The sequence below is a fragment of the Streptomyces cacaoi genome, from assembly GCF_006539165.1.
Lineage (GTDB): Bacteria > Actinomycetota > Actinomycetes > Streptomycetales > Streptomycetaceae > Streptomyces > Streptomyces cacaoi.
Genome location: NZ_BJMM01000040.1, coordinates 26732 through 52400, shown reverse-complemented (window position 1 = coordinate 52400; position 25669 = coordinate 26732). Strand labels below are relative to the sequence as shown.

22 protein-coding genes are annotated in these 25669 nt (G+C 73.3%); 5 read left to right on the top strand and 17 right to left on the bottom strand.

Annotated elements, in window-relative coordinates; all coding sequences use genetic code 11:
* The first annotated feature begins 59 nt into the window (after positions 1 to 59).
* Both SCA03_RS27415 and SCA03_RS27410 read left to right on the top strand, forming a co-directional pair.
* A complete protein-coding gene (locus SCA03_RS27415; protein WP_030876609.1) occupies positions 60 to 1238 on the top strand; it encodes a putative hexosyltransferase in 1179 nt (392 codons plus the stop codon).
* Between the two features lie 330 nt (positions 1239 to 1568).
* The gene (locus SCA03_RS27410) at positions 1569 to 2519 is read left to right on the top strand and encodes a phosphatase PAP2 family protein (protein ID WP_107429158.1); all 951 of its coding nucleotides are present in this window, start codon (positions 1569 to 1571) and stop codon (positions 2517 to 2519) included.
* A 174-nt stretch (positions 2520 to 2693) separates the two neighbouring features.
* Here the strand turns inward: SCA03_RS27410 and SCA03_RS27405 are convergent, their stop codons facing one another.
* From SCA03_RS27405 to SCA03_RS27390, 4 genes are all read right to left on the bottom strand, one after another.
* Positions 2694 to 2909 (bottom strand): I78 family peptidase inhibitor, encoded by a 216-nt coding sequence (locus SCA03_RS27405; protein ID WP_030876601.1) that lies wholly within the window; start codon positions 2907 to 2909, stop codon positions 2694 to 2696.
* Positions 2910 to 3460: 551 nt separating this feature from the next.
* Entirely contained in the window at positions 3461 to 4423 is a 963-nt protein-coding gene (locus tag SCA03_RS27400) for a hypothetical protein (RefSeq protein WP_030876598.1), read from the bottom strand.
* A complete protein-coding gene (locus SCA03_RS27395) occupies positions 4420 to 5673 on the bottom strand; it encodes a glycosyltransferase family 4 protein (RefSeq protein ID WP_030876597.1) in 1254 nt (417 codons plus the stop codon). Before SCA03_RS27395 ends, SCA03_RS27400 begins: the two co-directional genes overlap by 4 nt.
* 371 nt (positions 5674 to 6044) lie before the next feature.
* Positions 6045 to 6695 carry a LysM peptidoglycan-binding domain-containing protein gene (locus SCA03_RS27390; protein WP_141275717.1) on the bottom strand — a complete coding sequence of 217 codons (651 nt, stop codon included), beginning with the start codon at positions 6693 to 6695 and terminating at the stop codon, positions 6045 to 6047.
* A gap of 492 nt (positions 6696 to 7187) precedes the next feature.
* Between SCA03_RS27390 and SCA03_RS27385 the strand changes: the two genes are divergently transcribed.
* Positions 7188 to 8018 carry a DUF8842 C-terminal domain-containing protein gene (locus SCA03_RS27385; RefSeq protein ID WP_086813951.1) on the top strand — a complete coding sequence of 277 codons (831 nt, stop codon included), beginning with the start codon at positions 7188 to 7190 and terminating at the stop codon, positions 8016 to 8018.
* A gap of 122 nt (positions 8019 to 8140) precedes the next feature.
* A complete protein-coding gene (locus SCA03_RS27380; protein WP_030876589.1) occupies positions 8141 to 8470 on the top strand; it encodes a hypothetical protein in 330 nt (109 codons plus the stop codon).
* Positions 8471 to 8533: 63 nt separating this feature from the next.
* Here SCA03_RS27380 and der read toward each other — a convergent pair whose 3' ends face one another.
* From der to SCA03_RS27360, 4 genes are all read right to left on the bottom strand, one after another.
* Complete coding sequence (der, locus tag SCA03_RS27375; protein WP_030893468.1) at positions 8534 to 10003, bottom strand: ribosome biogenesis GTPase Der; 1470 nt, start codon at positions 10001 to 10003, stop codon at positions 8534 to 8536.
* Between the two features lie 118 nt (positions 10004 to 10121).
* On the bottom strand, positions 10122 to 10709 hold the full coding sequence (locus tag SCA03_RS27370) for a lysophospholipid acyltransferase family protein (protein ID WP_086813953.1): 588 nt from the start codon (positions 10707 to 10709) through the stop codon (positions 10122 to 10124).
* 68 nt (positions 10710 to 10777) lie between these two features.
* Positions 10778 to 11497, bottom strand: a complete 720-nt coding sequence (gene cmk / locus SCA03_RS27365) for a (d)CMP kinase (RefSeq protein WP_230988940.1) — start codon at positions 11495 to 11497, stop codon at positions 10778 to 10780.
* A gap of 146 nt (positions 11498 to 11643) precedes the next feature.
* Entirely contained in the window at positions 11644 to 12753 is a 1110-nt protein-coding gene (locus tag SCA03_RS27360; protein WP_086813944.1) for a prephenate dehydrogenase, read from the bottom strand.
* 304 nt (positions 12754 to 13057) lie between these two features.
* On the opposite strand from SCA03_RS27360, the gene SCA03_RS27355 reads away from it, so the two are divergent.
* Positions 13058 to 13378 (top strand): DUF952 domain-containing protein, encoded by a 321-nt coding sequence (locus tag SCA03_RS27355; protein ID WP_030876574.1) that lies wholly within the window; start codon positions 13058 to 13060, stop codon positions 13376 to 13378.
* A 95-nt stretch (positions 13379 to 13473) separates the two neighbouring features.
* Here SCA03_RS27355 and SCA03_RS27350 read toward each other — a convergent pair whose 3' ends face one another.
* The 9 genes from SCA03_RS27350 to pyrG form a co-directional block, all read right to left on the bottom strand.
* Entirely contained in the window at positions 13474 to 14724 is a 1251-nt protein-coding gene (locus SCA03_RS27350; RefSeq protein ID WP_086813946.1) for a pseudouridine synthase, read from the bottom strand.
* Positions 14724 to 15491, bottom strand: a complete 768-nt coding sequence (gene scpB, locus SCA03_RS27345; RefSeq protein ID WP_230988939.1) for an SMC-Scp complex subunit ScpB — start codon at positions 15489 to 15491, stop codon at positions 14724 to 14726. Before scpB ends, SCA03_RS27350 begins: the two co-directional genes overlap by 1 nt.
* A complete protein-coding gene (locus SCA03_RS27340; RefSeq protein WP_086813947.1) occupies positions 15484 to 16722 on the bottom strand; it encodes a segregation/condensation protein A in 1239 nt (412 codons plus the stop codon). Before SCA03_RS27340 ends, scpB begins: the two co-directional genes overlap by 8 nt.
* A 25-nt stretch (positions 16723 to 16747) precedes the next feature.
* Positions 16748 to 17383 (bottom strand): hypothetical protein, encoded by a 636-nt coding sequence (locus SCA03_RS27335; protein ID WP_030893462.1) that lies wholly within the window; start codon positions 17381 to 17383, stop codon positions 16748 to 16750.
* Positions 17368 to 18432, bottom strand: a complete 1065-nt coding sequence (locus tag SCA03_RS27330) for a ParA family protein (protein WP_230988938.1) — start codon at positions 18430 to 18432, stop codon at positions 17368 to 17370. Before SCA03_RS27330 ends, SCA03_RS27335 begins: the two co-directional genes overlap by 16 nt.
* Positions 18433 to 19049: 617 nt before the next feature.
* A complete protein-coding gene (gene ald / locus SCA03_RS27325) occupies positions 19050 to 20165 on the bottom strand; it encodes an alanine dehydrogenase (protein ID WP_037865649.1) in 1116 nt (371 codons plus the stop codon).
* A gap of 213 nt (positions 20166 to 20378) precedes the next feature.
* A complete protein-coding gene (locus tag SCA03_RS27320; RefSeq protein WP_086813949.1) occupies positions 20379 to 22742 on the bottom strand; it encodes a tetratricopeptide repeat protein in 2364 nt (787 codons plus the stop codon).
* A 163-nt stretch (positions 22743 to 22905) separates the two neighbouring features.
* Positions 22906 to 23541: an NUDIX domain-containing protein gene (locus SCA03_RS27315; RefSeq protein ID WP_030876551.1), complete on the bottom strand. Its 636-nt coding sequence runs from the start codon at positions 23539 to 23541 to the stop codon at positions 22906 to 22908.
* Positions 23542 to 23543: 2 nt separating this feature from the next.
* On the bottom strand, positions 23544 to 25232 hold the full coding sequence (gene pyrG, locus SCA03_RS27310) for a CTP synthase (protein WP_030876548.1): 1689 nt from the start codon (positions 25230 to 25232) through the stop codon (positions 23544 to 23546).
* Positions 25233 to 25669: the final 437 nt, after the last annotated feature.

Genomic DNA, 25669 nt, shown 5'->3' with positions numbered 1-25669 from the left:
CGGCGGAGGGGCTCGCCCCGCTTGTCCCGGGGCCGGTCCGGTGCCCAATAATCGGCCGGATGACCGGCTCCGCCTCGCCCCACGACGCGCCCCCCGCGACCGACCCCGGCCCGCCGTCCCCCGCGGACACCGGCCGGCCGGCCTGGCGCCGGGCCGCGCCCGCGCTGCTGGCGTACGCCGGGGTGCGGGCGCTCGGGCTGGTGGTGCTGGCCGTCTGGAGCGCGGCAGCCGGGAAGAGCGCACACCAGCTGCTGACGGCCCGGTGGGACTCGCTCTGGTACGCACGGGTCGCCGAGGGCTGGTACGGCTGGTCGGTCCGGCTGCCGGATGGCACGGTCCACTCGGACATGGCCTTCTTCCCGCTGCTGCCCGCGCTGGAGCGGGCCGGCTCGGAGCTGCTGCCGCTCTCCCCGGGCGAGGCCGGAGCCGCGGCCGGCTGGATCGCCTCGCTCGGCGCGGCCTGGGCGCTCTTCCTCGTCGGGGAGCGGCTCGGCGGACGCCGGGCCGGGATCTGCCTGGCCGTGCTGTGGGCGGCCGTGCCGGTCGGCATCGTGCAGTCGATGGCGTACAGCGAGGCGCTGTTCACCGCGCTCGCCGCTTGGGCGCTGTGGGCACGGATGAACGGCCGCTGGGTGTGGGCCGGGACGCTGGCCGCCCTCTCCGGACTGACCCGCCCGGTGGGCGCGGCCGTCGTCGCCGCGCTGTGGATCTCGGCCCTGTGGGAGTGGCGCCGCACCCGGAACCGGCCGGGGTGGCGCACGGTCGCGGGACTGCTGCTCGCCCCGCTGGGCTGGTTCGGCTACGTCGCCTGGGTCGGGGTGCGCACCGGCAGCGTCACCGGCTATCTGGACGTCCAGGGGCAGTGGGGCAACGGCTTCGACGGCGGCTGGGCCTTCGCGGGCTTCATCTGGCAGAACCTGACCGGTTCGGTGATCGGCGGGCTGGGTCTGCTCGCCGGGGTGGCACTGGTGATCTGGCTGTGCGTGCTGTGCGTACGACAGCGGCAGCCCGCGGAGTTGCTGGTGTACATGGGCGTCGTGGTGGTGCTGGCGCTGTGCGCCAAGGGCTATTTCGGCTCCAAGCCGCGCCTGCTGCTGCCGGCCTTCCCGCTGCTGCTGCCGCCCGCGGCCGCGCTCGCCCGCCGCTCCCCGCTGCGCGCCGGGATCGTGCTCGGCGCGCTGGCGGTGGCCTCGGCGGTGTACGGCGCCTGGTGGCTGAACGGCTCGGGCCCGCCGTGATGTTCACCACCCGCGTCCCGCGCCTCCGGGGGCCGGAATACGCGGCGGCGGCCAACAACGGCACGGAAATGGGGAAATCGTCTCGCGCACCGGGACGGCCTTTCGGACGAGTCGCCGCACCGCGGTAGGGAGACCGCCGTTGGGACGGCGTTATCCGGGCGGCCCCGGCAACCGCCGCAATGAGCGCAATGACGGTGTGGACTTCCGGTGCGGAATCGGTCGTGATAAACACCGGTCGCGGGCGCCGGAAGTGCATTTGTACATCACATCGCCATCACGAAGACGGCGCCATCGACGGACGCGGTCTTCACGCGCGGTAATCTCGATTGGGTGCGTACCGACCGAATCTTCTCCCGGCTGGAGCAGGAGCCGCACCGCCCGTGCCTCCCGCCCCCGCGGATGAGCCGAACGCGGCTCGGCCTGTTCGGCGTCACGGTCGCCTTCTATGTGGCGATCGTGGTCGCTGTCCTGGGCACGAGCTGGCTCGTGCGGCTCGACTGGCAGGTCATGCTCTTCCGTCCGTACAAGCAGTGGCCCGACATCCACGGCTTCCTGGACATGTTCGTCGTTCTCGGGCAACGAGGCCCCACGGCGGTGCTGGTGGCCGCCTGGCTGGGCTGGCGCTCCTGGCGTCAGCGCACCCTGCGCCCGCTGCTGGCACTGGGGTTCTCGCTCCTGCTGCTCAACGCCACGGTCGGCGCCGTCAAGATCGGCCTGGGGCGGCTCGGGCCGCACTACGCGACGGAGGTCGGCTCGGCCGAGCTCTTCGCCGGCGGCGATATATTCCCTTCGGGTCACACCGCCAACGCCGTGGTGACCTGGGGGATTCTCGCCTATCTGGCCACCACGCCGCGGGCCCGCCGGGTGCTGTCGATCGTCTCCGGCGTCTTCGCGCTCGGCGTCGGGGCCACCACCGTCTATCTGGGTACGCACTGGGTCAGCGACGTACTGCTGGGCTGGGCAGCGGGGTTGCTCATCCTGCTGGGGCTGCCGTGGTGCGAGCCGGCCATCGCACGCTCCGAAGCCTTCATCTTCGCGCTGCGTGAACGGTTCACCACCGAGGGCTCGTTGCTCGCCCCCAAGCCCGCCGGGACGACGGCCTCCTCCCGGCATCCGCTCGTTCCCCCGCGCTCGGCGAGCCCCGAGAGGACGGCCTCCGGCGCCGCGTATCCCCCGGCGCAGCGCACACCGGACGAGGCGCGGACGTCCGGTGACACGGTCGTCTCCCGCGCCACCGGCTCGGCCTCCCGGCACACGTGGGCCCCCAGCTCCCGGTACTGAACGGCCCGTCAGCGAGCGGCCCGTCCGGCCGGGCCGTCCGCCACCGGGTCCGCCACCGGGCCTTCCGCTCCGGCCACGGGACCGACCGGCCGCGGGACGGCCGGGAGCCGTGCCCTCCGCGCCCGCCGTGCGGCGGGCCGCCGGGAGCGGCCCCGGCGGCCGTGACCGCCGGGTTCAGCCCTTCCAGCAGCGCACGACCTCACCCGCGTCGACCGCGAGGTTCAGCCGGCCTGCCACGTACTCCATGGTGATCACCGCGTCCGGTGCGAGCCGGCGCACGGTGTGCCATCCCTGCTCGCGGGCGCGCTGTTCGGCGTCGTCCGCCGCGAGCCCCACATAGCGCGCGGGCTCGTCCTGTTCGCTCTGTCCTTCGGGGGATTCGGGTGCCATGCGCCCCACCGTAGGCCGCGGCTCCGCACCGCCGGAAGCCGCGCCGTCCGGGGCCGGCACGGCTCGCACACCCTGGCGTCCGCCGCGCTCCTGCCGCAGGCCCGCGGCAGTTCCACCGCGGTGCGGTTGCGCCCGTCGCATCCCGGTGTCCGGGGCGTACGGCAGCCCCGTCACACTTGTGTCACAACGCTCGGTGCACGACGCACGACCCGGGCCTCACTCTTCCGTGGCTTCCGGACGGCGTGAATTCGACGGTCGGACGGATTTCCCCCGGGCCCGTGAATTCCCCCTCGGCGGGCCCGGCGACGAAATGCGCGGCAGAATACCGGCGCCGCCCGAATTCCCCCTCAAGGCCGCCTTAAGAGAGCCGTAACAACGGCTGAACATCCGTCTGTTTCCGGCCGCGGTGCGCCAACTGCGGGGATCTGCCGGACCGTCCGTGATGCACCGCCCCGGGCACCCGGTACGCGAGGGAATTGGCGGGCCGTCCGCATCTCGTCGCACCGTGGGCCGGCGCCTCCCGGCGTCTCGGAGCGACGCCGGGTTCGCGCTCACGCGGACACGGGGTCGACGCGTACGGCCAGATCGTTGTTGAGCGTGTAGTACGGCGTCGCCGTGCACGGCTCCGGCTCCTCGGCACCGGGCGGCAGCTCGATGCGCTGGGCGGGGTAGGTGAATATCCGCTTCTTGTCCGGGATGTCGTCCAGGATCCTGGCGACCCGTACCGCGTCGACGCCCTCGGCCGGGCGCAGCCACAGGTCCCACAGCCGGTGCGCGGCCAGCGGTGGATACGGCAGCTCGGCCGTGAACTCCTCGCCGTCGACGGCGACCTCGACGTGCACCGTCCCGGCGGCACCGCCGGCGCGCCGGGGCCGGGCCTCCAGCCGGGCGCCGGTGTCGAGCCGGGCGCCGTGCAGCCGGCCGTTGAGCACGAGGCCGTTGTCGACCACCCGCAGGGTGCCGGCCTCGGCGTGCGGCCAGCGCTGCCAGGCGCGGACGCTGAGATTGCCGTGCTTGGTGGCGTACGGGATACGCACCCCCAGCCAGGTGCGTCCCTCGCGCGGTGTGCGGTCGACCAGCGAGCGCAGATCGTTGAGGCCCGGGGCGAGCCGGCGCGGCTCCTGGCCCTCCAGGGCGAGGAAGACGTTCCAGCGCCCCTCGGTCATCTGCACGGTGCTGGGCAGCGCGGCACGCAGGACGAGGCCGGTGCCCTCGCGCGCGGGCCGGGCGTCCTCGACGGGGGCGAGGGGCAGCCGTATCTCCTCCGTCTCGCCGGAGAGGTCCGGGCGCCGGCGCAGCAGCAGGCCGGGGGACTCCTGCCCGGCCGCGGCGTCGTCGGAGAGCCGGACGTCGAAGGTGAGCCCGCCGGCGATGTCCGCGGTGCAGTCGGCGGTGGGCCCGCGGCGGTCCTGGGAGGCGGTGGAGATGCGGGGCTCCTTTCGGGGCCGGTGCGGTGCGGTGGTGCTCGATGCGGCCGGCTGTGTGGCCACGGGGGTCCCGGTGATGCCGCTCATGCTGTCCGTCCTGACTGGAGAGCTCCGTGTGCGGTGTTCCTGAGTGCGTCCTTGACGGCGTACGCGCCGCTGAGCAGCGAGCCGCGGGTGCGGTGCAGACCGCGCCCGGTCCGGCCCGTCAGCTCCTGCATCAGCGACTCGTACCGGGCGCCCACGTGTGCGGGGTCGAAGCGCGCGGCGTCGGCGAGCGCGGCGCGGCCCATGCGCCGGCGCAGCTCGTCGTCGTTGATGAGCGTGAGCAGGGCCGAGGCGACGGCGTTCTCGTTGCCCGTCGGGACGAGGGTGCCGTCGACGCCGGACCGGATGATCTCGGCGGGGCCGTGCGGGCAGTCGGTCGCGACCACGGGCAGTCCGCAGCGCATGGCCTCGACGATGGTCATGCCGAACGACTCCAGGCTGGAGGTGACGGCGCCGATGGAGCCCTTGGCCCACTCGGGCTCGATCGGGTGCGTGGGCCCCATCAGGAAGACGTGGTTGTAGAGCTTCCGTTCGTCGATGAGGGCACGGAGCTTGTCGTGCTCGCGCCCGCCGCCGTATATCCGCAGCCGCCAGTCCGGACGCTCGGCGACGACCTGGGAGAAGGCCCGTATGAGCAGGTCGTACCGCTTGGCCGGGGCGAGCCGGCCGGCGGCGACGACCCACTTGCTGGTGCCGTCCGAGGGGCTGACGTCCGGCTCCGGCACGCTGTTGGGCACGGACTCGACGTGCACGCCGGGGAGCCGGAACAGCCGCCGGTAGTCGCGGGCGTCCGCCTCGGTGACGGTGGTCAGCGCGTCGAGCTTGGGATAGGCGGCCCGCAGCACCAGCTTGAGCCGGCGCGAGTGCGTGGCCAGGGTGAGGTGTTCCTGGCCGAGCCGGGCCGGGCCGCGCCGGGTCTGGCGGGCCAGGTGGATGTTGAGGCCGGGCCGGGTGCCGATGACGACGTCGGCGTCGGTGGTGGCCAGGTGTTCCCCGATGAGGCGGTCGGTCAGCTCGCTGTACATCGGGTACTTGCCGTCGGCACGGGGGAAGACCTGTGCGGGCAGGGCGTGTTCGGGCGCGATGTCGGTCGGCGCCCGCATACCACGGGTGTCCACAAGGTGGCGCAACCGTACGCCCGGTCCCGGATCGAAGACGGGCCGCTCCCGCGTCCGGAAGACGGAGACGACCTCGACGTCGTGCTGCTCGGCCAGGCAGCGCGCCAGGTTGTAGGTGGTACGGACGGTTCCCCCGATGGCGTACCCGTTGTGAAGCAGAAACGAAATGTGCATTTTTCCCCGAGTTTCACGGAGTCCCGCGGGTCCTTGCGGTCAGTCCCCCTCTGTCCGCCTGTCACCTACGTAGACCCTTATCGACCGGGGAGGGTTGGGTGTCGTGCGCATCTTGTTTCAGAAGAGTTCTGAAGAGTTTCACAATTGTGATGACTGAGCGGGAATAAGTCCGCGAGCCGTTCCGTTCTGGCCACCCCACGGACGCCCGCCCGCCCCAGGAACCTCCGTACACCCCGGGGAAGAGCGCGGAACCCCACGGGAGGGCGCACACGCGCACACGCACACGCACACGCGCACACAGCAAGGGCCCCGCCCCCGGCACACCGATGCGGTGCGCCGCGGACGGGACCCGAGGCCGCCTCGGCGGCGGCTCAGCCGAGCTGTAGCCGCTGCCCCGGCAGCAGAAGATCGGGATCGTCGCCGATCACCTGCTTGTTGGCCGCGTAGAGCGCACGCCAGCCGGTGCCGTGCGCATCGGCGATCGCGCCGAGCGTGTCACCGCTGCGGACGGTGTAGTCGCCCGTCCCGCGGCCCCCGTCCCGGTCGGCTCGCGGCGCAGGCCGCTCGTCGCCGCCCGGTGTCCGCGCCCCGTCCGGCTGCCCGGAGGACTGCGGCGCGGGCTCGGCGGCCGGCTGGGGCGTACCCGAGGCGCCCGCCTGCACCGAGCAGTTGGGCCAGGCACCCCAGCCCTGCGCGGCCTGCACCTTGGTGGCGACGGCGATCTGCTGCTCCCTGCTCGCCTTGTCGGCGGTCGGCGCATAGGCCGCACCGCCGTGCGCACGCCAGGTGGAGGCGGTGAACTGGAGCCCGCCGTAGAAGCCGTTGCCGGTGTTGATGTGCCAGTCGCCACCGCTCTCGCACCGGGCGATGCGGTCCCACACGTCACTCGAAGCGGCCGAGGCCGTCGGAGCCGTGGCAGCGAGCAGCGCGAGCGGAGCGACGAGGCCGGCGCCCGCGAGCACCGCTGCCGTACGACGGCTGGACCGGGTGGACCGGTCGGATCGGTCGGATCGATCGGACAAAGGAAACCCTCTCCACGCTCCCGGGAGCCCCCGTTCGTTCTCCCCCGTGCGGACGGGTCACGCTGCGCGTCCGGCGCCGTGCCCCGCTCCGCCTGTCCCGGGTGGTGCGCTGTGCACCGCCGGGGAATCTAGGAAGCGGCTCGCCCGGCTTTCAACCGAATCCCCGTCCTTCCAGGCCAGTTGCCGGTTACTCGCTATAACCGCACTTTCAGGACACCCCTCATAACGGCCTATGTCAGGACAACGCCGTGCGTCGAGCGCGCGCTCTGTGGCCCACCTCACGGGATCCAACTTCCGCCGCACGCCCCTTTATTGACGGAGCGTGAGAACTTTCTCGCTCCTGGTCACACCCCGTACACGGTGCGGAATGCCCCTGCCCGCCCCCGCGTGACCGTGACCACAACTCCTCCGTTGTCCACACGAACAGGAACCGAAAGCCAGGAGCCTTGCGTGTCCGTGTCCTCCACCTCCTCCACCCCTTCCGTCCCTCCCCTGCCGCCCTACCTCGACGTCAGCGACGCCGTGCGCGCCGAGATCGGCGACGAGGAGGCCGAGCGGCTGCTCGCCGGTGAGAACGCCCCCGGCCCCTACGACTGCACCTCGTGCCGCACCCCCGGCAACACCCACCAGGAACGCACCAGCACCGTGCTGTTCGTCGGCGAGGAGACGGCCGTGCTCGCCTTCGCGCACGCCGCCTGCATCCCGTCCCAGGTCGTCACCGTCTCCGAGGACCAACTCCAGGGCGCCGTCCGCACGATCACCGCGACGGAACCGCAGCAGCCGCAGCCCGTGCCCGCGCAGCAGACCCACGCGCCCGCCGGCCACACCCCGGCGGAACCCGGACCCCGCCAGGCCGTGCTCGGCGTCACCTGCGGGCAGGTCCTCATCGGCGACAGCCTCCAGGCCGCCGTGGTCGTCGAGCCCACCGGCCCCATCGCGCGCCCCGGCTCGGACGGCCCCGGCGACGACTTCCTGCCGCTGCTCATCGAGCAGGGCTTCATGCCGGTCACCGATGTGTCCCGGCAGCCGTCCCCGGTCACCGGCTGGTCCGTGCTGATGGCCATGGGGCAGCTGCACGCGATCCTCCAGCCGCCCACCGCGCCCGGCTCCCAGCCGGTGGCCTGGTGGCAGGCGCACCAGCCGCTCGTCGTCACCGACGGCTGGCGGCAGGCGGCCTCCCGGCACCACACCGTCATGGTGTACGCGGCGCCCGCCGGTTCGATCGGCCAGCAGCCGCGCGAGGATCTGCTGCGGGACGCGCTGGAGAAGGCCGCCGCGGGCGGTGTGCTGGTCGCCGCCGCGATGCCGCTGGCCGGCACCTGATCCGGCCGCGGCCGGTGGGCCCCCTGCCCGGCGAACCGCTCAACTCGCCGGTGCGGCCCGTGCGATCAGGTCAACCGGCGCACGGGCCCGCATCCGGTGCGCGGCTGGTTCGTTGGGCAGACGTGCAGCCTTACGATTCCTCCCGCGCCCACAACGCCCACCTCAACCAGGGGCAGATCCCCGGTATGCGACCGCCGCGCGGCGGCTCCTCCCACGGCTCGGCCACCCCGATCTACGACTCGCTGTACGCGGAGTACCGCCGGCTCTTCCGTGCGCTCCCCGGGGACCGCACGGGCGAGGAGGATCTGCGCTTCGTCGGCTTCGGCGTCGGCCACGGCGGCCCGGCCCACCCCATGGACGACCACCTCTCCGTGGTCGGCTCCTGGCAGATCCCCGCCTGGCACGTCCCCGCGCTGCCCCCCGCGCCCCGCGACGGACACGGCAGGCACTGAGCCGGGCCCGTCACCGCCGGCGCCGCCACCACGGGCGCCGACGCCGCGGCCCGGCCGCCCGGCTCACTTCTTCCTGCCGCGCTTCTCCCGCACCCGCACCGAGATCTGCACGGGCGTGCCCTCGAAGCCGAACTCCTCACGCAGCCGCCGCTCGACGAACCGCCGGTAGCCCGCCTCCAGGAAGCCCGAGGCGAACAGCACGAACCGCGGCGGCTTCGTGCCCGCCTGGGTGCCGAAGAGGATGCGCGGCTGCTTGCCGCCGCGCACCGGGTGCGGGTGCGAGGCCACGATCTCGCCGAGGAAGGCGTTCAGCTTGCCGGTCGGCACCCGCGTCTCCCAGCCCGCCAGCGCCGTCTCGATCGCCGGGACGAGCTTCTCCATGTGCCGGCCGGTGCGCGCCGAGACATTGACGCGCGGGGCCCAGCGCACCTGCTGGAGCTCCCGCTCGATCTCCCGCTCCAGGTAGTAGCGGCGCTCCTCGTCCAGCGTGTCCCACTTGTTGTAGGCCAGCACCAGCGCACGGCCGGACTCGACGGCCATCGTGATGATGCGCTGGTCCTGGACGCTGATCGACTCGCTCACATCCAGGAGCACCACGGCGACCTCGGCCTTCTCCAGGGCGGCCGCGGTACGCAGCGAGGCGTAGTAGTCGGCGCCCTCGGCCATGTGGACGCGCCGCCGGATGCCCGCCGTGTCGACGAACTTCCAGGTGCGGCCGCCGAGTTCGATCAGCTCGTCGACCGGGTCGCGGGTGGTGCCGGCGAGGTCGTCGACCACCACGCGGGTCTCCCCCGCCACCTTGTTGAGCATCGAGGACTTGCCGACGTTGGGACGCCCGATGAGCGCCACCCGGCGGGGGCCGCCCGGCGCACCGCCGAAGGTCTGCTCGGGCGCCTCCGGCAGGGCCTTGAGCACCTCGTCCAGCATGTCCCCGGTGCCGCGGCCGTGCAGGGCCGAGACCGGGTGGGGCTCGCCCAGGCCCAGGGACCACAGATAGGCGGCGTCGGCCTCGCCCGAGGGGCCGTCGACCTTGTTGGCGCACAGCACGACCGGCTTGCCGGCCCGGCGCAGCAGCTTCACGACGGCCTCGTCGGTGTCGGTGGCGCCGACCTGCGCGTCGACGACGAAGACGACCGCGTCCGCCGCCTCCACCGCGAACTCGGCCTGCGCCGCCACGGAGGCGTCGATGCCGAGCACGTCCTGCTCCCAGCCGCCGGTGTCCACGACCTTGAAGCGCCGGCCGGCCCACTCGGCCTCGTAGGTCACCCGGTCCCGGGTGACGCCGGGACGGTCCTCGACGACGGCCTCGCGGCGGCCGATGATCCGGTTCACCAGCGTCGACTTGCCGACGTTGGGACGGCCGACGACCGCCAGGACGGGCAGCGGCCCGTGGCCGGCGGCGTCCAGGGCGCCCTCGACCTCCTCCGCGTCGAAGCCCTCCTCCTCGGCCAGCTCCATGAACTCGGCGAACTCGGCGTCGCCCAGCTCACCGTGCTCGTGGCCGTCCCCGGCGGGGTGCATCTGGTCGTTCATGACGTCTCGTCCTCGTTCGTCGCGTTCGTTGGCGTGTGCTCGGCGTTCGCTGCGCGTGCGCCGGGCGTGCGCCGGGTTTCGGGCCTCGGGTCCGGCAGAGAACCGGTGGCCGGGGCGGTCAGCGGCCGGTGAGCCGTCTGGCCTCGGTCAAGTGTGCGGCAAGGCCCCGCTGGAGCTCCGTCGTCGCCTCGTCCAGCGCCTTCCGGGTGCGGCGCCCGCTGCCGTCGCCGACCGTGAGCGGATCGCCGAAGACGACGTCCACCCGGGACCGCAGCGGCGGCAGGCCCTTTATCAGCCGGCCCGGGCGGTCCGCGCTGCCCAGCACCGCGACCGGCACCACCGGTGCGCCCGCGCGGACCGCGAAGTAGGCCAGGCCCGCGCGCAGCGAGGCGAAGTCGCCCTCGCCACGGGTGCCCTCGGGGAAGATGCCGAGCACACCGCCGCGCTCCAGCACGCCCAGCGCACGCAGGATCGCGGCACGGTCGGCGCTGCCGCGGTCCACCTCCAGCTGGCCGATGCCGCGCAGGAACCGGCCGAGCGGCCCGACGAACGCCTCCCGCTTGATCAGGAAGTGCACGGGGCGCGGCGCCGTCCCCATCAGCATGGGTCCGTCGACGTTGTGGGTGTGGTTGACCGCGAGGATCACCGGGCCCGAGGCGGGCATCCGCCAGGCGCCGAGCACCCGCGGCCGGAACAGGCCGTACATGAGTCCGATGCCGATGCGGCGCCCGGTCGCCGCACCCCGCTCCGAGGGGAGCGGGCCGGTACTGCCGGTCACCGTGCCGCCTTCTCCATCCGCCCGGCCTTCTCGGCCGACGCCTTCTCGACCAGGGTCACGACGCACTCGACGACCTGCTCCAGCGTCAGCTCGGTGGTGTCGACCTCCACGGCGTCGTCCGCCTTCTTCAGCGGGGACGTCTTACGGCTGGAGTCGGCCTTGTCACGCTCCGTCAGCGCCTGCTGGGTGGCGGCCAGGCCGGTGGCGTCCTTGCCCTTCAGCTCCCCGGAGCGGCGGGCCGCCCGCGCCTCGGGCGAGGCGGTCAGGAACACCTTGAGGTCCGCGTCCGGCAGCACCGTCGTGCCGATGTCCCGGCCCTCGACGACGATGCCGCCCCGGGCCTCGGCTGCGATGCTCCGCTGGAGCTCGGTGATCCGGGCGCGCACCTGCGGCACCGCGCTGACGGCGCTCACCGCCGAGGTGACCTCCTGGGTACGGATCGGGCCCGCGGCGTCGGCACCGTCCACGGAGATGGCCGGGGCCTGCGGATCGGTGCCGGAGACGATCACCGGACGGTCGGCCTGAGCCGCGATGCGCTCGGGATCGCTCACGTCCACACCGTTGTTGAGCATCCACCAGGTGATCGCCCGGTACTGGGCGCCCGTGTCCAGGTACCGCAGCCCGAGCTGGGCCGCCACGGCCTTGGACGTGCTCGACTTGCCCGTGCCGGAGGGGCCGTCGATGGCGACAATCACTGCTGCCGGGGTTGCAGACACGGTGGGGAGCACCTTTCGTGGATCCGGGTTCGCGGCGCACGGCGCGCAGGGAGGGGCCGGGGCCCGCCCGGGGCCCCGCTCAAGGCTACCGGCTGCCGGGACAGGCCCGTGCCGCACGTCGGTCCCGCCCCCGCGCGGGCCCGGGATCAGGCCGCGCGCATCGCCCAGCCGCGCTCGCGCAGCTCCCGCTCCAGCGCCCGTACCGCGCCCGGCTCCACCATGAGCTGCACATATCCGGCCTGCTGACCGGTGGCGTGCTCGATACGGACGTCCTCGATGTTGACCCCGGCCGCCCCGGCGTCCGCGAAGATCCGCGCCAGCTCCCCGGGGCGGTCGCTGATCATCACTATCACCGACTCGTACACGGCGGGCGCCTGGCCGTGCTTGCCCGGCACCCGGACCCGCCCCGCGTTCCCGCGCCGCAGCAGCTCCTCGACGCCGGCGGCCCCCGCGGACCGCTCGCCCTCCTGCGCGGACTCCAGCGAGCGCAGCGCGCCGACGGTCCCCTCCAGATCCCGGGCGAGCGCCGCGAGGATGTCGGCCACCGGCCCGGGGTTGGCCGACAGGATGTCCACCCACATCCCCGGATCGGAGGCCGCGATCCGCGTCACGTCCCGGATGCCCTGGCCGCACAGCCGCACCGCTGTCTCGTCGGCGCTCTCCAGCCGGGCCGCCACCATGCTGGAGAGCAGCTGCGGCATGTGGGAGACCAGCGCGACGGCGCGGTCGTGCGCGTCGGCCTCCATCACGACGGGCACGGCGCCGCACAGCGCGATCAGCTCCAGGGCCAGGTTGAGGACCTCGGTGTCGGTGCCTCGGCCTCCCTGCGACCCGGCCCCCACGGGCGTGAGCACCCAGGGGCGGCCCTCGAACAGATCGGCCGAGGCGGCCAGCGGCCCGGACTTCTCGCTGCCGGCCATCGGGTGGCTGCCCAGATAGCTCGCCGGGTCCCCGCCCAGCCGGGCCAGCTCCCGGGCGGGCCCGCCCTTGACGCTGCCGACGTCGATGACACCGCGCGCCAGCCCCCGCCGCTGCACCTCTGCGACGGCCGAGGCGATATGGGCGGGCGGTACGGCGACGACGGCCAGATCCACCGTCCCCTCCGGCTCGCCCTCGGTGCCGGCGCCCAGCGAGGCGGCGGTACGCACCCGCTCCGGGTCCCGGTCGCCGAGGTGGACCCGGACGCCGCGGGCGGAGAGGGCGAGCGCGGCGGAGGTGCCGATGAGTCCCGTGCCGAGGACGAGTGCGGTGCGCATGGTCGTGCGGAGTCCTTGCGGGTGCGGCGGAAGCTGCGGGCGGAACGCCGGGAGGGCGCCGACAGCGCTCCGGCAGCGCTCCGGCAGGGGCTGTCGGGAACGCTGTCGGGAACACCGTCAGGGCGCCGGGGCGGCTCCGTCCGGCAGCTGTTCAGGTAGGGGCACCAGGATACGGACGGAGCCGGGGCCGGACTCCCCGGGCCGGGATCCGCTCGGAGCCCGCCCCGGCGCCCGCACCCCGGGGCGGGCGCGGGCTCGCGCGGATGTGCCGGGTGCCCGCGCGGTGAGGCGGTACAAGGGAGTCATGATCTACCACGTGGTCCCGCTGGACGACTGGCTGCTGGCTCCCGACCGCCCGTATGTGCCCCGCAGACCGGCCGAGGGCGGCTTCATCCCGTGCGCGGCCGACGAGGAGCAGGCGCTGAAGGTGGCGGACCGCCGGTTCCGGGAGACGGTCGGCCCCGTGATGGCGCTGATGATCGACGAGCACCGGCTGGACGCCCGCGTCCGCTGGGACCCCGCCCCGCAGATCCACGGCCGCGTCAACCGGTCCGCCGTCGCCGGGATGCTGGAGGTGCGCCGCGACAGCGAGGGCCGGGCGCTCTCCCTGGCGCTGTGGTCCTGACCACCCCGCCCGGGAACGCCCCGGAACGTACGCGGCGGCCGGCCCGGGGACCACCGCCCCGGACCGGCCGCCGCCGGACCGCAGAACCTCCGGGCCTAGAGCCCGACCTCCTTCATCAGCATGCCGACCTCGGTGTTGGTCAGCCGGCGCAGCCAGCCCGACTTCTGGTCGCCGAGCGCGATCGGGCCGAAGCGGGTGCGCACCAGCTTGTCCACGGGGAACCCGGCCTCGGCGAGCATCCGCCGCACGATGTGCTTGCGGCCCTCGTGCAGCGAGACCTCCACCAGATAGTTCTTGCCGGTGTTCTCGACGACCTTGAAGTGGTCGGCCCGTGCGTACCCGTCGTCGAGCCGGACGCCCTCCTTGAGGCGCTTGCCGAGATCGCGCGGCAACGGGCCCTCGATGGCCGCCAGATACGTCTTGGTGACGCCGTAGCGGGGGTGTGTGAGCCGGTGGGCCAGCTCGCCGTGGTTGGTGAGCAGGATGACGCCCTCGGTCTCGGTGTCGAGCCGGCCCACGTGGAAGAGGCGGGTCTCCCGGTTCTGGACGTAGTCGCCGAGGCACTGGCGGCCCTCGGGGTCCTCCATGGACGCCACGACACCGGCCGGCTTGTTCAGCGCGAAGAAGAGGTACGACTGGGTGGCGATCGTCAGCCCGTCCACCTTGATCTCGTCCTTCGCCGGGTCGACGCGCAGCCCCTGCTCCCGCACGATCTTCCCGTTCACCTCGACCCTGGCCCGGTCGATCAGCTCCTCGCACGAGCGGCGCGAGCCCATGCCGGCCCGGGCCAGCACCTTTTGCAGCCGCTCGCCCTCCTGCTCACCGAACGTCTTGGGCAGCTTGGCGGCCGGCCGGGTGTGCCGGGCCCTGTTCCGCTCCTCGATCTGCGCCTCGTACTCGCGCGGCCGCGCGGGCGCCGAGGGCTTGCGGGAGCGGGACTTGGGCGCCCCGGACCTGGTCACGTACTTGGTGACGTTCCGGTTGCCGCCCTTCTCGCCGCCCCCGGCGGCGGGCCGCCCGGCAGCGGGCCGTCCCGCGGCCTTGTCGGCGCCCCGGGCGGCGGGCCGCCCGCCCTTCTCGGCGCTCTTGGCCGGGGGCCGCCCCGCGCCCTTGGTGACGTTCTTGGCCGCCTTGGCCGCCCCCTTGCCCGGGCCCTTGGCCCCGGGCCGGGACCCGCCCGGGCGGCCGGCCGGCTGGTCGCCCCGGCCGCCCGCGCCGGACTGGTCGTAGCGGCGCTCCTCGGGACGGGGCCTGCCCGACCGCTGCTGCCGGGCCTGCTGGCGCCCCTTGGGGCCGCCCTGCTTGCCGCCTCGCTGTCCGCCGGTGTTCCTGCCGCTGCTTCGCATCAAAGTTCCGTCTGGGAGTCGCTGGAAAGGTCGTCTACGTCGAACGACGGCATGCTCTCCTGGGTCTCCCCCTCGACAGCCTCCGCCTCCGGCAGGAAGGGGGCCAGTTCCGGAAGCTCGTCCAGGCCGCGCAGGCCCATCCGCTCCAGAAAGTAATGCGTCGTCCTGTAAAGGATCGCACCTGTCTCGGGTTCCGTGCCCGCCTCCTCCACCAGACCGCGCTGGAGCAGGGTGCGCATCACGCCGTCACAGTTCACCCCGCGCACCGCCGAGACGCGGGAGCGGCTGACCGGCTGCCGGTAGGCCACCACCGCGAGCGTCTCCAGCGCGGCCTGGGTCAGCCGGGCCTGCTGGCCGTCCAGGACGAACCGCTCGACGGCGTCGGCGTACTCGGCGCGCGTGGAGAAGCGCCAGCCGCCGGCCACCAGCCGCAGCTCGAAGCCCCGGCCCTCGCGGGTGTAGGCGTCCGCCAGCTCGCGCAGCGCGTCCGAGACCTCGCGCGGACGCCGCTCCAGCACCTTCGCCAGATGCTCGGCCGTGACGGGCTCGTCGACGACCATCAGCACCGCCTCCAGCGCGGGCCGAAGCTCCAGCTCCGCGACGCCGAGGGCTCCCGCGGGCGACTGCGCCGACCGCGCGCCCGGGCCCGCCTCGGCCGCCGCCTCCTGCACCTCGTAGTCCACGGGGCCCACCCCGTCCGCACGGCTCCCGCTGTCCGTACGGCCCTCGCCGTCCAGGCGGTCCTCGCCGTAGGTCGTCTCACTCATCCGCTTCTCTCCCCGCGCGTTGCCGCTCCGCACCCGGCTCCTGGTCGAACTCGTCGGTCACCACCGGCGCCCCGTCACCGCTGCCGCACCACCGCACCAGCAGCGCCCCCAGCGCCTCCTCCTGCTCCAGCGCCACCGCCCGCTCCCGGTACAGCTCCAGCAGCGCCAGGAAGCGCGCGACGACGGTGAGGGTGTCCGGTGCGTCGGCGGTCAGCTCCTGGAAGGCGGCCTCGCCCCGCTCACGCAGCAGCGCGACGACGACCTCCGCCTGCTCGCGGACGCTGACCAGCGGGGCGTGGATGTGCTCGACATAGACCTGCGGCCTGGGCTTGGGCCGCATCGCCTTCACCGCGAGCTTCGCGAAGCCCTCCGGGCCGACGCTGAGCGCCACCTCCGGGAGCAACTCGGCGTGGTGCGGTTCGAGCCCCACGGTACGGGGGTACCGGCGGGCCTCTTCGTCCAGCCGGGCCGCGAAGATGCCGGCGATCTCCTTGTACGCGCGGTACTGCAACAGCCGGGCGAATAGCAGGTCCCTGGCCTCCAGCAGCGCCAGGTCCGCCTCGTCCTCCACCTCGGCCTGCGGCAGCAGGCGGGCGGCCTTCAGATCGAGCAGGGTGGCGGCCACCACGAGGAACTCGGTGGTCTGGTCGAGGTCGCCCTCCGGCCCCATGGCCCTGATGTACGCCATGAACTCGTCGGTGACCTTGGAGAGCGCGACCTCGGTGACGTCCAGCTTGTGCTTGGAGATCAGTTGGAGGAGAAGGTCGAAGGGCCCCTCGAAGTTGTCCAGCACGACCCGGAAGCGCCCGTCGTCCGCCCCGGCCCCGTCCTCCTCCTCGGCCGGTTCCGCACGCTCCTCCGGGGGAGACCCGAGCTCCTGCTCCGGCTGAAGCCGGGCCTCGGGCTCGGGCCGGCCCTCCGGGGGAGCCTGAACCTCCGGCTCGGACGGAAGCCGATCCGCCGGCGGCGGCTGAACCCCCGGCTCCGCTTCCGGCTGGGTCTCCGGCTCGGGCTGAAGCCGAACCTCCGGATCCCGCTGGGCCTCCGGCTCCGGCTCCCGCTCCTGCCGGGGCTCGGGCTCCGGCTCCGGACGGACCTCCGGCCGGAGCTCCCGCTCGCCGGATCCCGGCTCGGGAAGCTCCGGTTCGGGCCCGCGGCCCAGCGGGCGGCGGGCCCGGGGCGCGGGCGCACGGGCGCTGTCGGAGTCGTGCGGAGCGGAGGGGCTGGACATCGCAGGCAGCGTACTGGCACGGCGTTCAGCGCCCGCGCAACCGCCTCACGAGAATGCTCGCGTCCCCGCGGGATTCGAGGTCGGCCAGGACGACGGCGACGGCCTCGCGCACGATGCGGCCGCGGTCGACGGCCAGCCCGTGCTCGCCGCGCAGCACCAGCCGCGCGTGTTCGAGGTCCATCAGCTCCTCGGCGGAGACATACACCGTGATCTTCTCGTCGTGGCGTTCCCGCCCGCTGGGCCGGCGGTTGGCCCGCCCGCGCCGGGTGCCCGAACTCGCGGCAGCGCGGCCGCTCTTGGTGCCGCCGCCACGGGCCGCCGACCGCTCGGCGGTCGTACGCGACTGCTGTGCGGGCGGGGCCTGCCGCTCGGTGTCCTGCGCGGGGCGCCGCTCCCGGCCCTCGTGCTCACCGCCGGTGGCCGGCTCGTCCGACGCACCGCCGGAGGAGGCGTGTTCGGTGCCCGGCGTCTCGGCGGCGGGCTCGGGCGAGGGTGCGGGCACCTTGGGCTTCGTCCGGGACGAGGCCGGCGCGGCGGTCTCGCCGTTCACCTGGCCGCCCTGTGCTGCGGTCCCCTGCTGCGGTGCGGACGGCTGCACGGCCGACCCGCCGGTGGTACGGAACAGTTCGTCGGCTGCCGGCAGACTCACTCGGCGTGGCACCGGGCGAGCACCTCCCTGGCGAGCTGGCGATAGGCGGCGGCGCCCACGGAGTTGGACGCGTAGGTGGTGATCGGCTCGCCCGCGACCGTCGTCTCCGGGAAGCGGACGGTGCGCCCGATCACGGTGTGGTAGACGTTGTCGTCGAACGCCTCCACGACCCGCGCGAGCACCTCGCGGCTGTGCACGGTGCGCGAGTCGTACATGGTGGCCAGGATGCCGTCCAGCTCCAGCGCCGGGTTGAGCCGCTCCTGCACCTTCTCGATCGTCTCGGTGAGCAGCGCGACACCGCGCAGCGCGAAGAACTCGCACTCCAGCGGGACGATCACCTTGTGCGCCGCGGTGAGCGCGTTCACGGTGAGCAGGCCGAGCGAGGGCTGGCAGTCGATGACGATGAAGTCGTAGTCGTTCATCAGCGGCCCCAGCGCACGCTGGAGCGTGGACTCGCGGGCCACCTCGCTGACCAACTGGACCTCGGCGGCGGACAGGTCGATGTTGCTCGGCAGCAGATCCATGCCCGCGACCGCCGTCTTGAGCAGCACCTCGTCGGGCGCGAGGCCGCGCTCCATCAGCAGGTTGTAGACGGTGAGGTCCAGCTCCATCGGGTTCACGCCGAGGCCGACGGAGAGCGCGCCCTGCGGGTCGAAGTCCACGAGCAGGACACGGCGGCCGTATTCGGCGAGCGCGGCACCGAGGTTGATGGTCGAGGTCGTCTTGCCGACCCCGCCCTTCTGGTTGCACATCGCGATGATCTTGGCCGGACCGTGCTCGTTGACCGGTCCGGGGATCGGGAAGTACGGCAGCGGGCGCCCGGTGGGGCCGATGCGTTCGCGCCGCTGGCGGGCGGCGTCGGGGGCGAGGGTGGCGGCGTACTCCGGATCGGGCTCGTACTCCGCGTCCGGGTCGTAGAAGTGCCCCTCCGGCAGTTCCCCGTAGTTGGGGTCGTACTGGGGGTCGGTGTAGTCGGCGAATCGCTCGGCGGACTGGCCGTTCGCAGCGTCGCCGGCCGTGGCGTTCACGTCGTGGCCGTCCATGCTCTGGTGGGCTGTCATGCTCGGGGTCGGGTTCTGGTGTGCTGCGAAGGTGCGGACAGCGACGGAGCCGACACCCTCGGGCGCCAAGGGACCCGAGGCCCCCTGGCCTCGCACAGGCGCTCCTGGTTGACCACCCCCGGGAGAAAATGTCGACTCATTCACAAGTCGTCCTACCTCCTTGGTGACCAGGAAATTTCTAGACAGGTCAGCGTGACACCATGCCGACGGTTGGCGACTCTATGGCGTGTCGGCGGTCCGCAGCAACACAATCCGCCGGAGACGGCACGATGTGTCGGTAACCGAGTGGCCGGATGTCAAGAGGCCCCAGGTGTTCTTCGCGCCGTTTCCCGGTGTCACAAATCGGGTGGACGGTTGCGTACGGGGCGAGTTGAGGCTACGGACGGGCGCACACGCACACATCACCGGCCGGACCTCTGCCTCAAGGTCCGGCCGGTGACGTGACGTTGATGACGTTGACAGCGCCCGGCGGGCGAAGGAGGCGGCGCCGTCTGCCCGTCGGCACCGTTTCGCCCCTTTATTCGCCGTTATACGACGCCCCACCCGGCTTTGCCCGTTGTTCTCCCCGTTGGCGTACGGAGGTTGACCGGCGCACCGGCCGCCGGTCGGCCCGGCGTTCAGCCCAGCAGCGTCGCGACGTCGCGCACCGGCAGCCCGTGCGCCTCGCCGACGGAGCCGTAAGTCACCTCGCCGTCATGGGTGTTGAGGCCCTTCGCCAGGGCGGGGTCACGGCGCAGCGCGTCCCGCCAGCCACGGTTGGCGACCTCGACGATGTACGGCAGCGTCGCGTTGGTCAGCGCGTACGTGGAGGTGTTCGGCACGGCGCCCGGCATGTTCGCGACGCAGTAGAAGACGGAGTCGTGGACGTCGAAGGTCGGCTGCGCGTGCGTCGTCGGACGGGAGTCCTCGAAGCAGCCGCCCTGGTCGATCGCGATGTCGACAAGAACACTTCCCGGCTTCATGCGCGAGACCAGCTCGTTGTCGACCAGCTTCGGCGCCTTGGCACCGGGGATCAGCACGGCACCCACGACCAGATCGGCGTCGAGCACCGCGCGCTCCAGCTCGTAGGCGTTGGACGCGACCGTCCGCACCCGGTTGCCGAAGATGCGGTCGGCCTCGCGGAGCTTGTTGATGTCCTTGTCGAGCAGCGTGACGTGGAAGCCGAGGCCCACCGCGATCTGTGTGGCGTTCCACCCCGAGACGCCACCGCCGATGACGACGGCACGGCCCGCGTGCACGCCGGGCACCCCGCCGGGCAGCACACCGCGCCCGCCGGCCGAGGCCATCAGGTGGTAGGCGCCGACCTGCGGGGCGATCCGGCCCGCGACCTCCGACATGGGGGCGAGCAGCGGCAGGCTGCGGTTGGCCAGCTCGACGGTCTCGTAGGCGATGGCCGTGGTGCCCGACTTCAGCAGGGCGTCGGTGCACTCGCGGGAGGCGGCGAGGTGGAGGTAGGTGAAGAGCGTCTGGTCCTTGCGGAGCCGGTGGTACTCCTCGGCGACGGGCTCCTTGACCTTCAGCAGCAGGTCGGCGGCGGCCCACACCTCGTCGGCCGTGGGGAGGATCTCGGCGCCGGCGGCGCTGTACTCCTCGTCCGGGATGGAGGAGCCGGCGCCGGCCGAGCGCTCCACATGGACCTGGTGTCCGTTGCGGACCAGTTCGTGCACCCCGGCCGGGGTGATGGCCACACGGAACTCGTTGTTCTTGACCTCGCGGGGGATACCGACCTTCACGTCGATCACGGTCCTTCACTCAGGGGGTGCGGAAGGGGGTTGAGGCCGGGTCGCGCGCATGCTTGCAACAGCCGGGGTGACCACGGCTTCACCAGTCTAATGAAGGACCCTGAGCTGTCCAGCCTTACAAAGCGTCGATCTTTTTCGCCTTCTCTATATGTTTCGTAGGTGGCGGAGGGGTTACCCGCGGTGCAAGCGGAACCCGTGCCGCCGTCAGCCGGACCGGTACCGCCCGGCCGCGTCCGGCCCGGCATCCCCCGCCGCAGGCGCCTCCCCTGTCCCGTCCCCCGTCCCGTCCTCGCCGAGCGCGGCCAGCAGCCGGCGGCCCGCGGCGCGGTTGGAGCGGGCCGCGCGCCGGTCCCCCAGCCGTTCGCAGCCGTCCGCCAGCCGCATCCGCAACGCGGCCTGGAGCCGTACGTCCCCCGCGCGCCGGGCCGCCTCCAGCGCCTGTCCGCACAGCCGTACCGCGTCCTGCGGGCGGTCCGCCTCCTCCTGCACCCGCGCCGCCTCCGAGAGCGCCCGGGCGTGCGAGGCGGAGTCCCCGAGCCTGCGGAAGGCCGCGGCCGCCGCCTTCCAGCCGCGCAGCGCCTCGCTCCGGCGGCCCGCCCGTCCGTGTACGGCGCCGAGCCGCGCGTGCAGCCTCGCCACCGCCTCCCGGTCGGCGGGGGTGCTGCGGGTCAGCCGCAGGGCGAGCGCCCGGCCGTACCAGTCGGCGGCCCGCTCCCAGTCGCCCAGCTCCGCGTAGGTGCCGCCCAGCGACTCCAGGGCGCGGCCGGCGGCCACCGGGTCGTCGCCCGCGCGGGCCGAGTCCAGCGCGGTGCGGTAGCGGGCACGGGCCGTCTCCAGGCGCCGGGTGCCCGCGTCGAGATCGCCGAGGTAGAGCAGCGCCGCCGCCCGCTCCCGGTGCAGCCCGCCGCGCTCGGCGACGTCCAGCACCAGTTCGTGCAGCCGGTACAGCTCCGGGGCCGCTGCCTCGGGTTCCCGGTGCGCGTCCAGCGCCCTGGCCAGCCCGGAGACCAGCCGGCGGGCCAGGGTGTCCAGCCGGCCCTCGCTGTCGGCGACCGCGGCGCGGGCCGCCGCCAGCAGCTCGGGACGCCGCGCCTCCAGCCAGGTGCGTGCCTCGGTCCTGTGCGCGAAACGCAGCGCGCCCGGCATACCGGCCAGCCGCTTGCGCGCCGGGGAGCCGGACGGTTCGCACACCGCGCGGCACGCCTCCAGCCGGCGCACCGTGCGCTCCAGCAGCCGCGCCCTGGCCAGCAGCGCCTCGTCCGGGCGTTCGTGCTCCTCCAGCTCGGCACGCAGCAGCGGGTCGAGGCAGCCGGGCACCTCGTAGCGCGAGCCGCCGAGCGCACGCAGCAGACCGAGGCGGACGAACTCCTCCAGCGCGGCGTGTGCGGCGGCCACCGAGCAGCCGGCGAGGGCGGAGGCGCCGAGCGGGTCGACGGAGGCGGCGGGCGCCAGGGAGAGCAGCCTCAGCAGCCGGGCGTGCGAGCCGGTCAGCGAGCCGTTGACCAGCCGGAAGGCGCGTACGAGCGGCGCGGGCGGATACGGCGCCGGCGGTCCGGGCGGCGCCGGGTGCTCGTCCTCGGCGTCCGTCTCCGGGTCCGCCACGTCGCCGACGCCGACCGCACCGGCAGCGCCCTCGGCGTCCGCCGCGTGCTCCCCGTCCGGTGCGTCCGCTGCGTCCGCCGCATCCGCTGTGCCCGCTGCGTCCGTTGCATCCGTTGCGTTCCCTGCGTCCACCGCACCGTCCGCCTCGGCCGACGGCCCCGGCCGGCCGCGCGGGACGGGTGTGTCCGGCACCTGCCGCAGGAGTGCGACGGCGTCGGCCACCGACAGCTTGGGGCGGGCGCCGAACCAACCGCCGACCAGCGCGAGCGCGGCCGGCAGGTCACCGCACAGTTCGGCCAGCGTCTCGGCGCCGCGCGGGTCGACCGTCAGCCGCGGCGCCGAACCGGCCCGGCGGGCCAGCAGGGAGACGGCGGCTGCCCGGTCCAGCCCGCCGAGCGTGCAGGGGCGGACGTCGGGCACCTGGGTCAGCGGGCCGGAGGAGACGGCGACGACGAGGCAGTCCCGGCTCTCGGGAAGCAGATCGAGCACCTGCTGGGAGCGGGCGACATCGTCCAGCAGCAGCACCAGGGGGCGGCCGTCGCGCCCGGCGCGGTCCGCCAACTCGGCCCGCAGCGCGGCGGACAGGGCCTCCTCGTCGGCACCGGCCTGCGGGGTGCGGGAGGACTCCAGGGCGGCCAGCAGATCGCGCGCGGTCCGCTCGGTGGGGACGGCCGTGCCGCCCGGGTCGGTCAGCCGGGCCCGCAGCACCGTCCCGGGCGTGCGCGCGCACAGGCGGTGCACGAACTCCTCGGCCAGCGTGGTGCGTCCGGAGCCGGGCGCACCGGCGACGAGCAGCACCCGGCTGTACGGCGACGGATGGCCGGAGAGGGTGTGCAGACCGGCGCGGGTGGTGTCCTCGTCCAGGGCGCGCAGTTCGCGCTCGCGGCCGGCGAAGTGCGGGCGGGGCGGCCCGGGGGCGCGGGTCCCGGCTCCCTTACCTGCGGACTGCACCACCTGTTCCGTCACGGGCCACGCTCCCGTTCACCTGCGCCTGTGCGTGCTGACGTCCGAAGCGTAGTTCACCGTGCGGCGCCCGTAGCGGATCGAGGCGGACGCCGGACAGGACGGAGGCGCCGGAGCGCGTGCAGCGTGCACACGCTCCGGCGCCGGGGCCGGACGAAGGGCCGGCTCAGCCCTCGAAGGGGCGGGCGGGCCAGGGCGAGCCGGCGGGCCGCAGCGCGCTGAGGCCGCCACCGCCCTGCATCGCCGCGTTGAGCGCCAGCGAGCCCACCACCAGGGAGTTGTTGTGCAGCTCGCCGGCGAGCGCGCCGCGCACGATCTCCTCCAGCTGGACGCGGGCCAGCTCCATGTCCGCCTCCTCGTCGGAGACGGCGAACCGCTCGCCCTCGGCCTCGGACAGCTCCCGCGCGAGGAAGATCCGCACGGCCTCGTCGCTGCCGCCGGGCGTGGTGTAGACGTCGACGAGGACGCGCCAGTCCTCCGCCTTCACATGCGCCTCTTCGTACAGCTCGCGCTGGGCGGCGTGCAGCGGGTTCTCGCCCGGGACGTCGAGCAGCCCGGCGGGGATCTCCCACAGCTTCTGCCGCACCGGGTGGCGGTACTGGCTGAGCACCAGCACCCGGTCCTGGTCGTCCAGCGCGACGACGGCGACGGAGCCGGGGTGCGTCTGGTAGTCGCGGCGGGCGACCGAGCCGTCGGGCATGACGACGTCGTCGGTACGCACCCCGGTCTTGTTACCGGTGAACGGCGTCTCGGAGGCGGTGACCTGCCACTCCTGCGCCTCGTCGTAGATGCGCGTGGACATCCTCACTCTCCTTCGGGCGCGCTGTCGGCCGCGGCACCGGCGTCGGCGCCCAGCTGGCGCTCGACGGCGGCCTTCACCAGGCCGGCGAAGAGCGGGTGCGGGCGCGTGGGCCGGGAGCGCAGCTCGGGGTGTGCCTGCGTGGCGACCAGGAACGGGTGCACCTCGCGCGGGTACTCCACGTACTCGACGAGCGTGTTGTCGGGCGAGGTGCCGGAGAAGACCAGCCCGGCCTTCTTCTCCAGCTCGGCGCGGTAGTGGTTGTTGACCTCGTAGCGGTGCCGGTGGCGCTCCTCGACCTCGGGCTCGCCGCCGTAGGTCTCGCGGACGAGGGAGCCCTCGGCGAGCTTCGCGGGGTACATGCCCAGCCGCATGGTGCCGCCCATGTCGCCCTCGCCCGCGACGATCTCCAGCTGTTCGGCCATGGTCGAGATGACCGGGTGCGCCGTGGCGGCGTCGAACTCGGTGGAGTTGGCGTCCTTGATGCCGGCCAGGTTGCGCGCGCCCTCGATCACGATGCACTGGAGGCCCAGGCACAGGCCCAGCAGCGGGATGCGGTTCTCGCGGGCGTAGGTGATGGCCGAGACCTTGCCGTCGACGCCGCGGTCGCCGAAGCCGCCGGGGATGCAGACGGCGTCGCAGTCACCGAGCTGTTCGCGGGCGCCCTCGGGGGTGCGGCAGTCGTCGGAGGTGACCCACTTGATCTTCACCCGGGCCCGGTTGGCGAAGCCGCCGGCGCGCAGCGCCTCGGTGACCGACAGATAGGCGTCGGGCAGATCGATGTACTTGCCGACGAGCGCGACCTGCACCTCGTGGTCCGGCTCGTGCACCCGGCGCAGCAGGTCGTCCCACTGCGTCCAGTCCACGTCGCGGAAGGGCAGGTCCAGCTTGCGCACGACGTAGGCGTCGAGGCCCTCGGTGTGCAGCACCTTGGGGATGTCGTAGATCGACTTGGCGTCCCTGGCGACGGCGACGGCGTTGTCGTCCACATCGCACATCAGCGAGATCTTCTGCTTGATGGCGGTGGGCACTTCGCGGTCGGCGCGCAGGACGATGGCGTCCGGCTGGATACCGATGTTGCGCAGCGCGGCGACGGAGTGCTGGGTGGGCTTCGTCTTCAGTTCGCCGGAGGGGCCGATGTAGGGCAGCAGCGAGATGTGCACGACGAAGACGTTGTCCCGGCCGACTTCGTGGCGCACCTGGCGGACGGCCTCCAGGAAGGGCAGCGACTCGATGTCGCCGACGGTGCCGCCGACCTCGGTGATGACGACGTCCACGTCGTCGGTGGCCATGCGCCGGATGCGGCTCTTGATCTCGTTGGTGATGTGCGGGATGACCTGCACGGTGTCGCCCAGGTACTCGCCGCGCCGCTCCTTGGCGATCACCGAGGAGTAGACCTGCCCGGTGGTGACGTTGGCCGAGGCGTCGAGGTCGACGTCGAGGAAGCGCTCGTAGTGGCCGATATCCAGGTCGGTTTCGGCTCCGTCGTCGGTGACGAACACCTCACCGTGCTGGAACGGATTCATCGTGCCCGGGTCGACGTTGAGGTAGGGGTCCAGCTTCTGCATGGTGACCCGCAGGCCCCTGGCCTTGAGCAGGGCGCCCAGGCTGGAGGCGGTGAGGCCCTTGCCGAGCGAGGAGGCGACACCCCCCGTGACGAAGAGGTGCTTGGTCGTCATGGACGTAGGCGGCATGGCCAAGAGGGGGCTCCCGTGGTCGCGTGGTGGGGTGCGAAGCGGCATCCTGTCGGGGTGACCGAGGTGCCGTCGCTGCGGTTCGGGGGGCTGTCTCGAATGGATCTCGAATGAATCAGGTCGAACAGATCGCGTTCGCGTGCCCACCGCTCCACGGGCTACCAGCGTAACAGCGACCGGGGTGGGGTGCCGTCGGCGAGGGCGGGCACCCGGCCTTCCCCGGCACCGTGAGGAGCGCCACGACACCCCTCGGTGACAGGGATGTCGCAGCAGGTGAACGAGGGTGTGAAGCTCACCCCATCGGCGCAGACGGAGTCGGCCGACCGTCGGGCGGATCACATCACTGCGTCGTATCCTGCACGGACACTTGCCTGGGACAGGCAGAAGCACAGGTCATCCAGCACGTCCCACGGGGGCGTCACCGCAGTTCGTTCGAC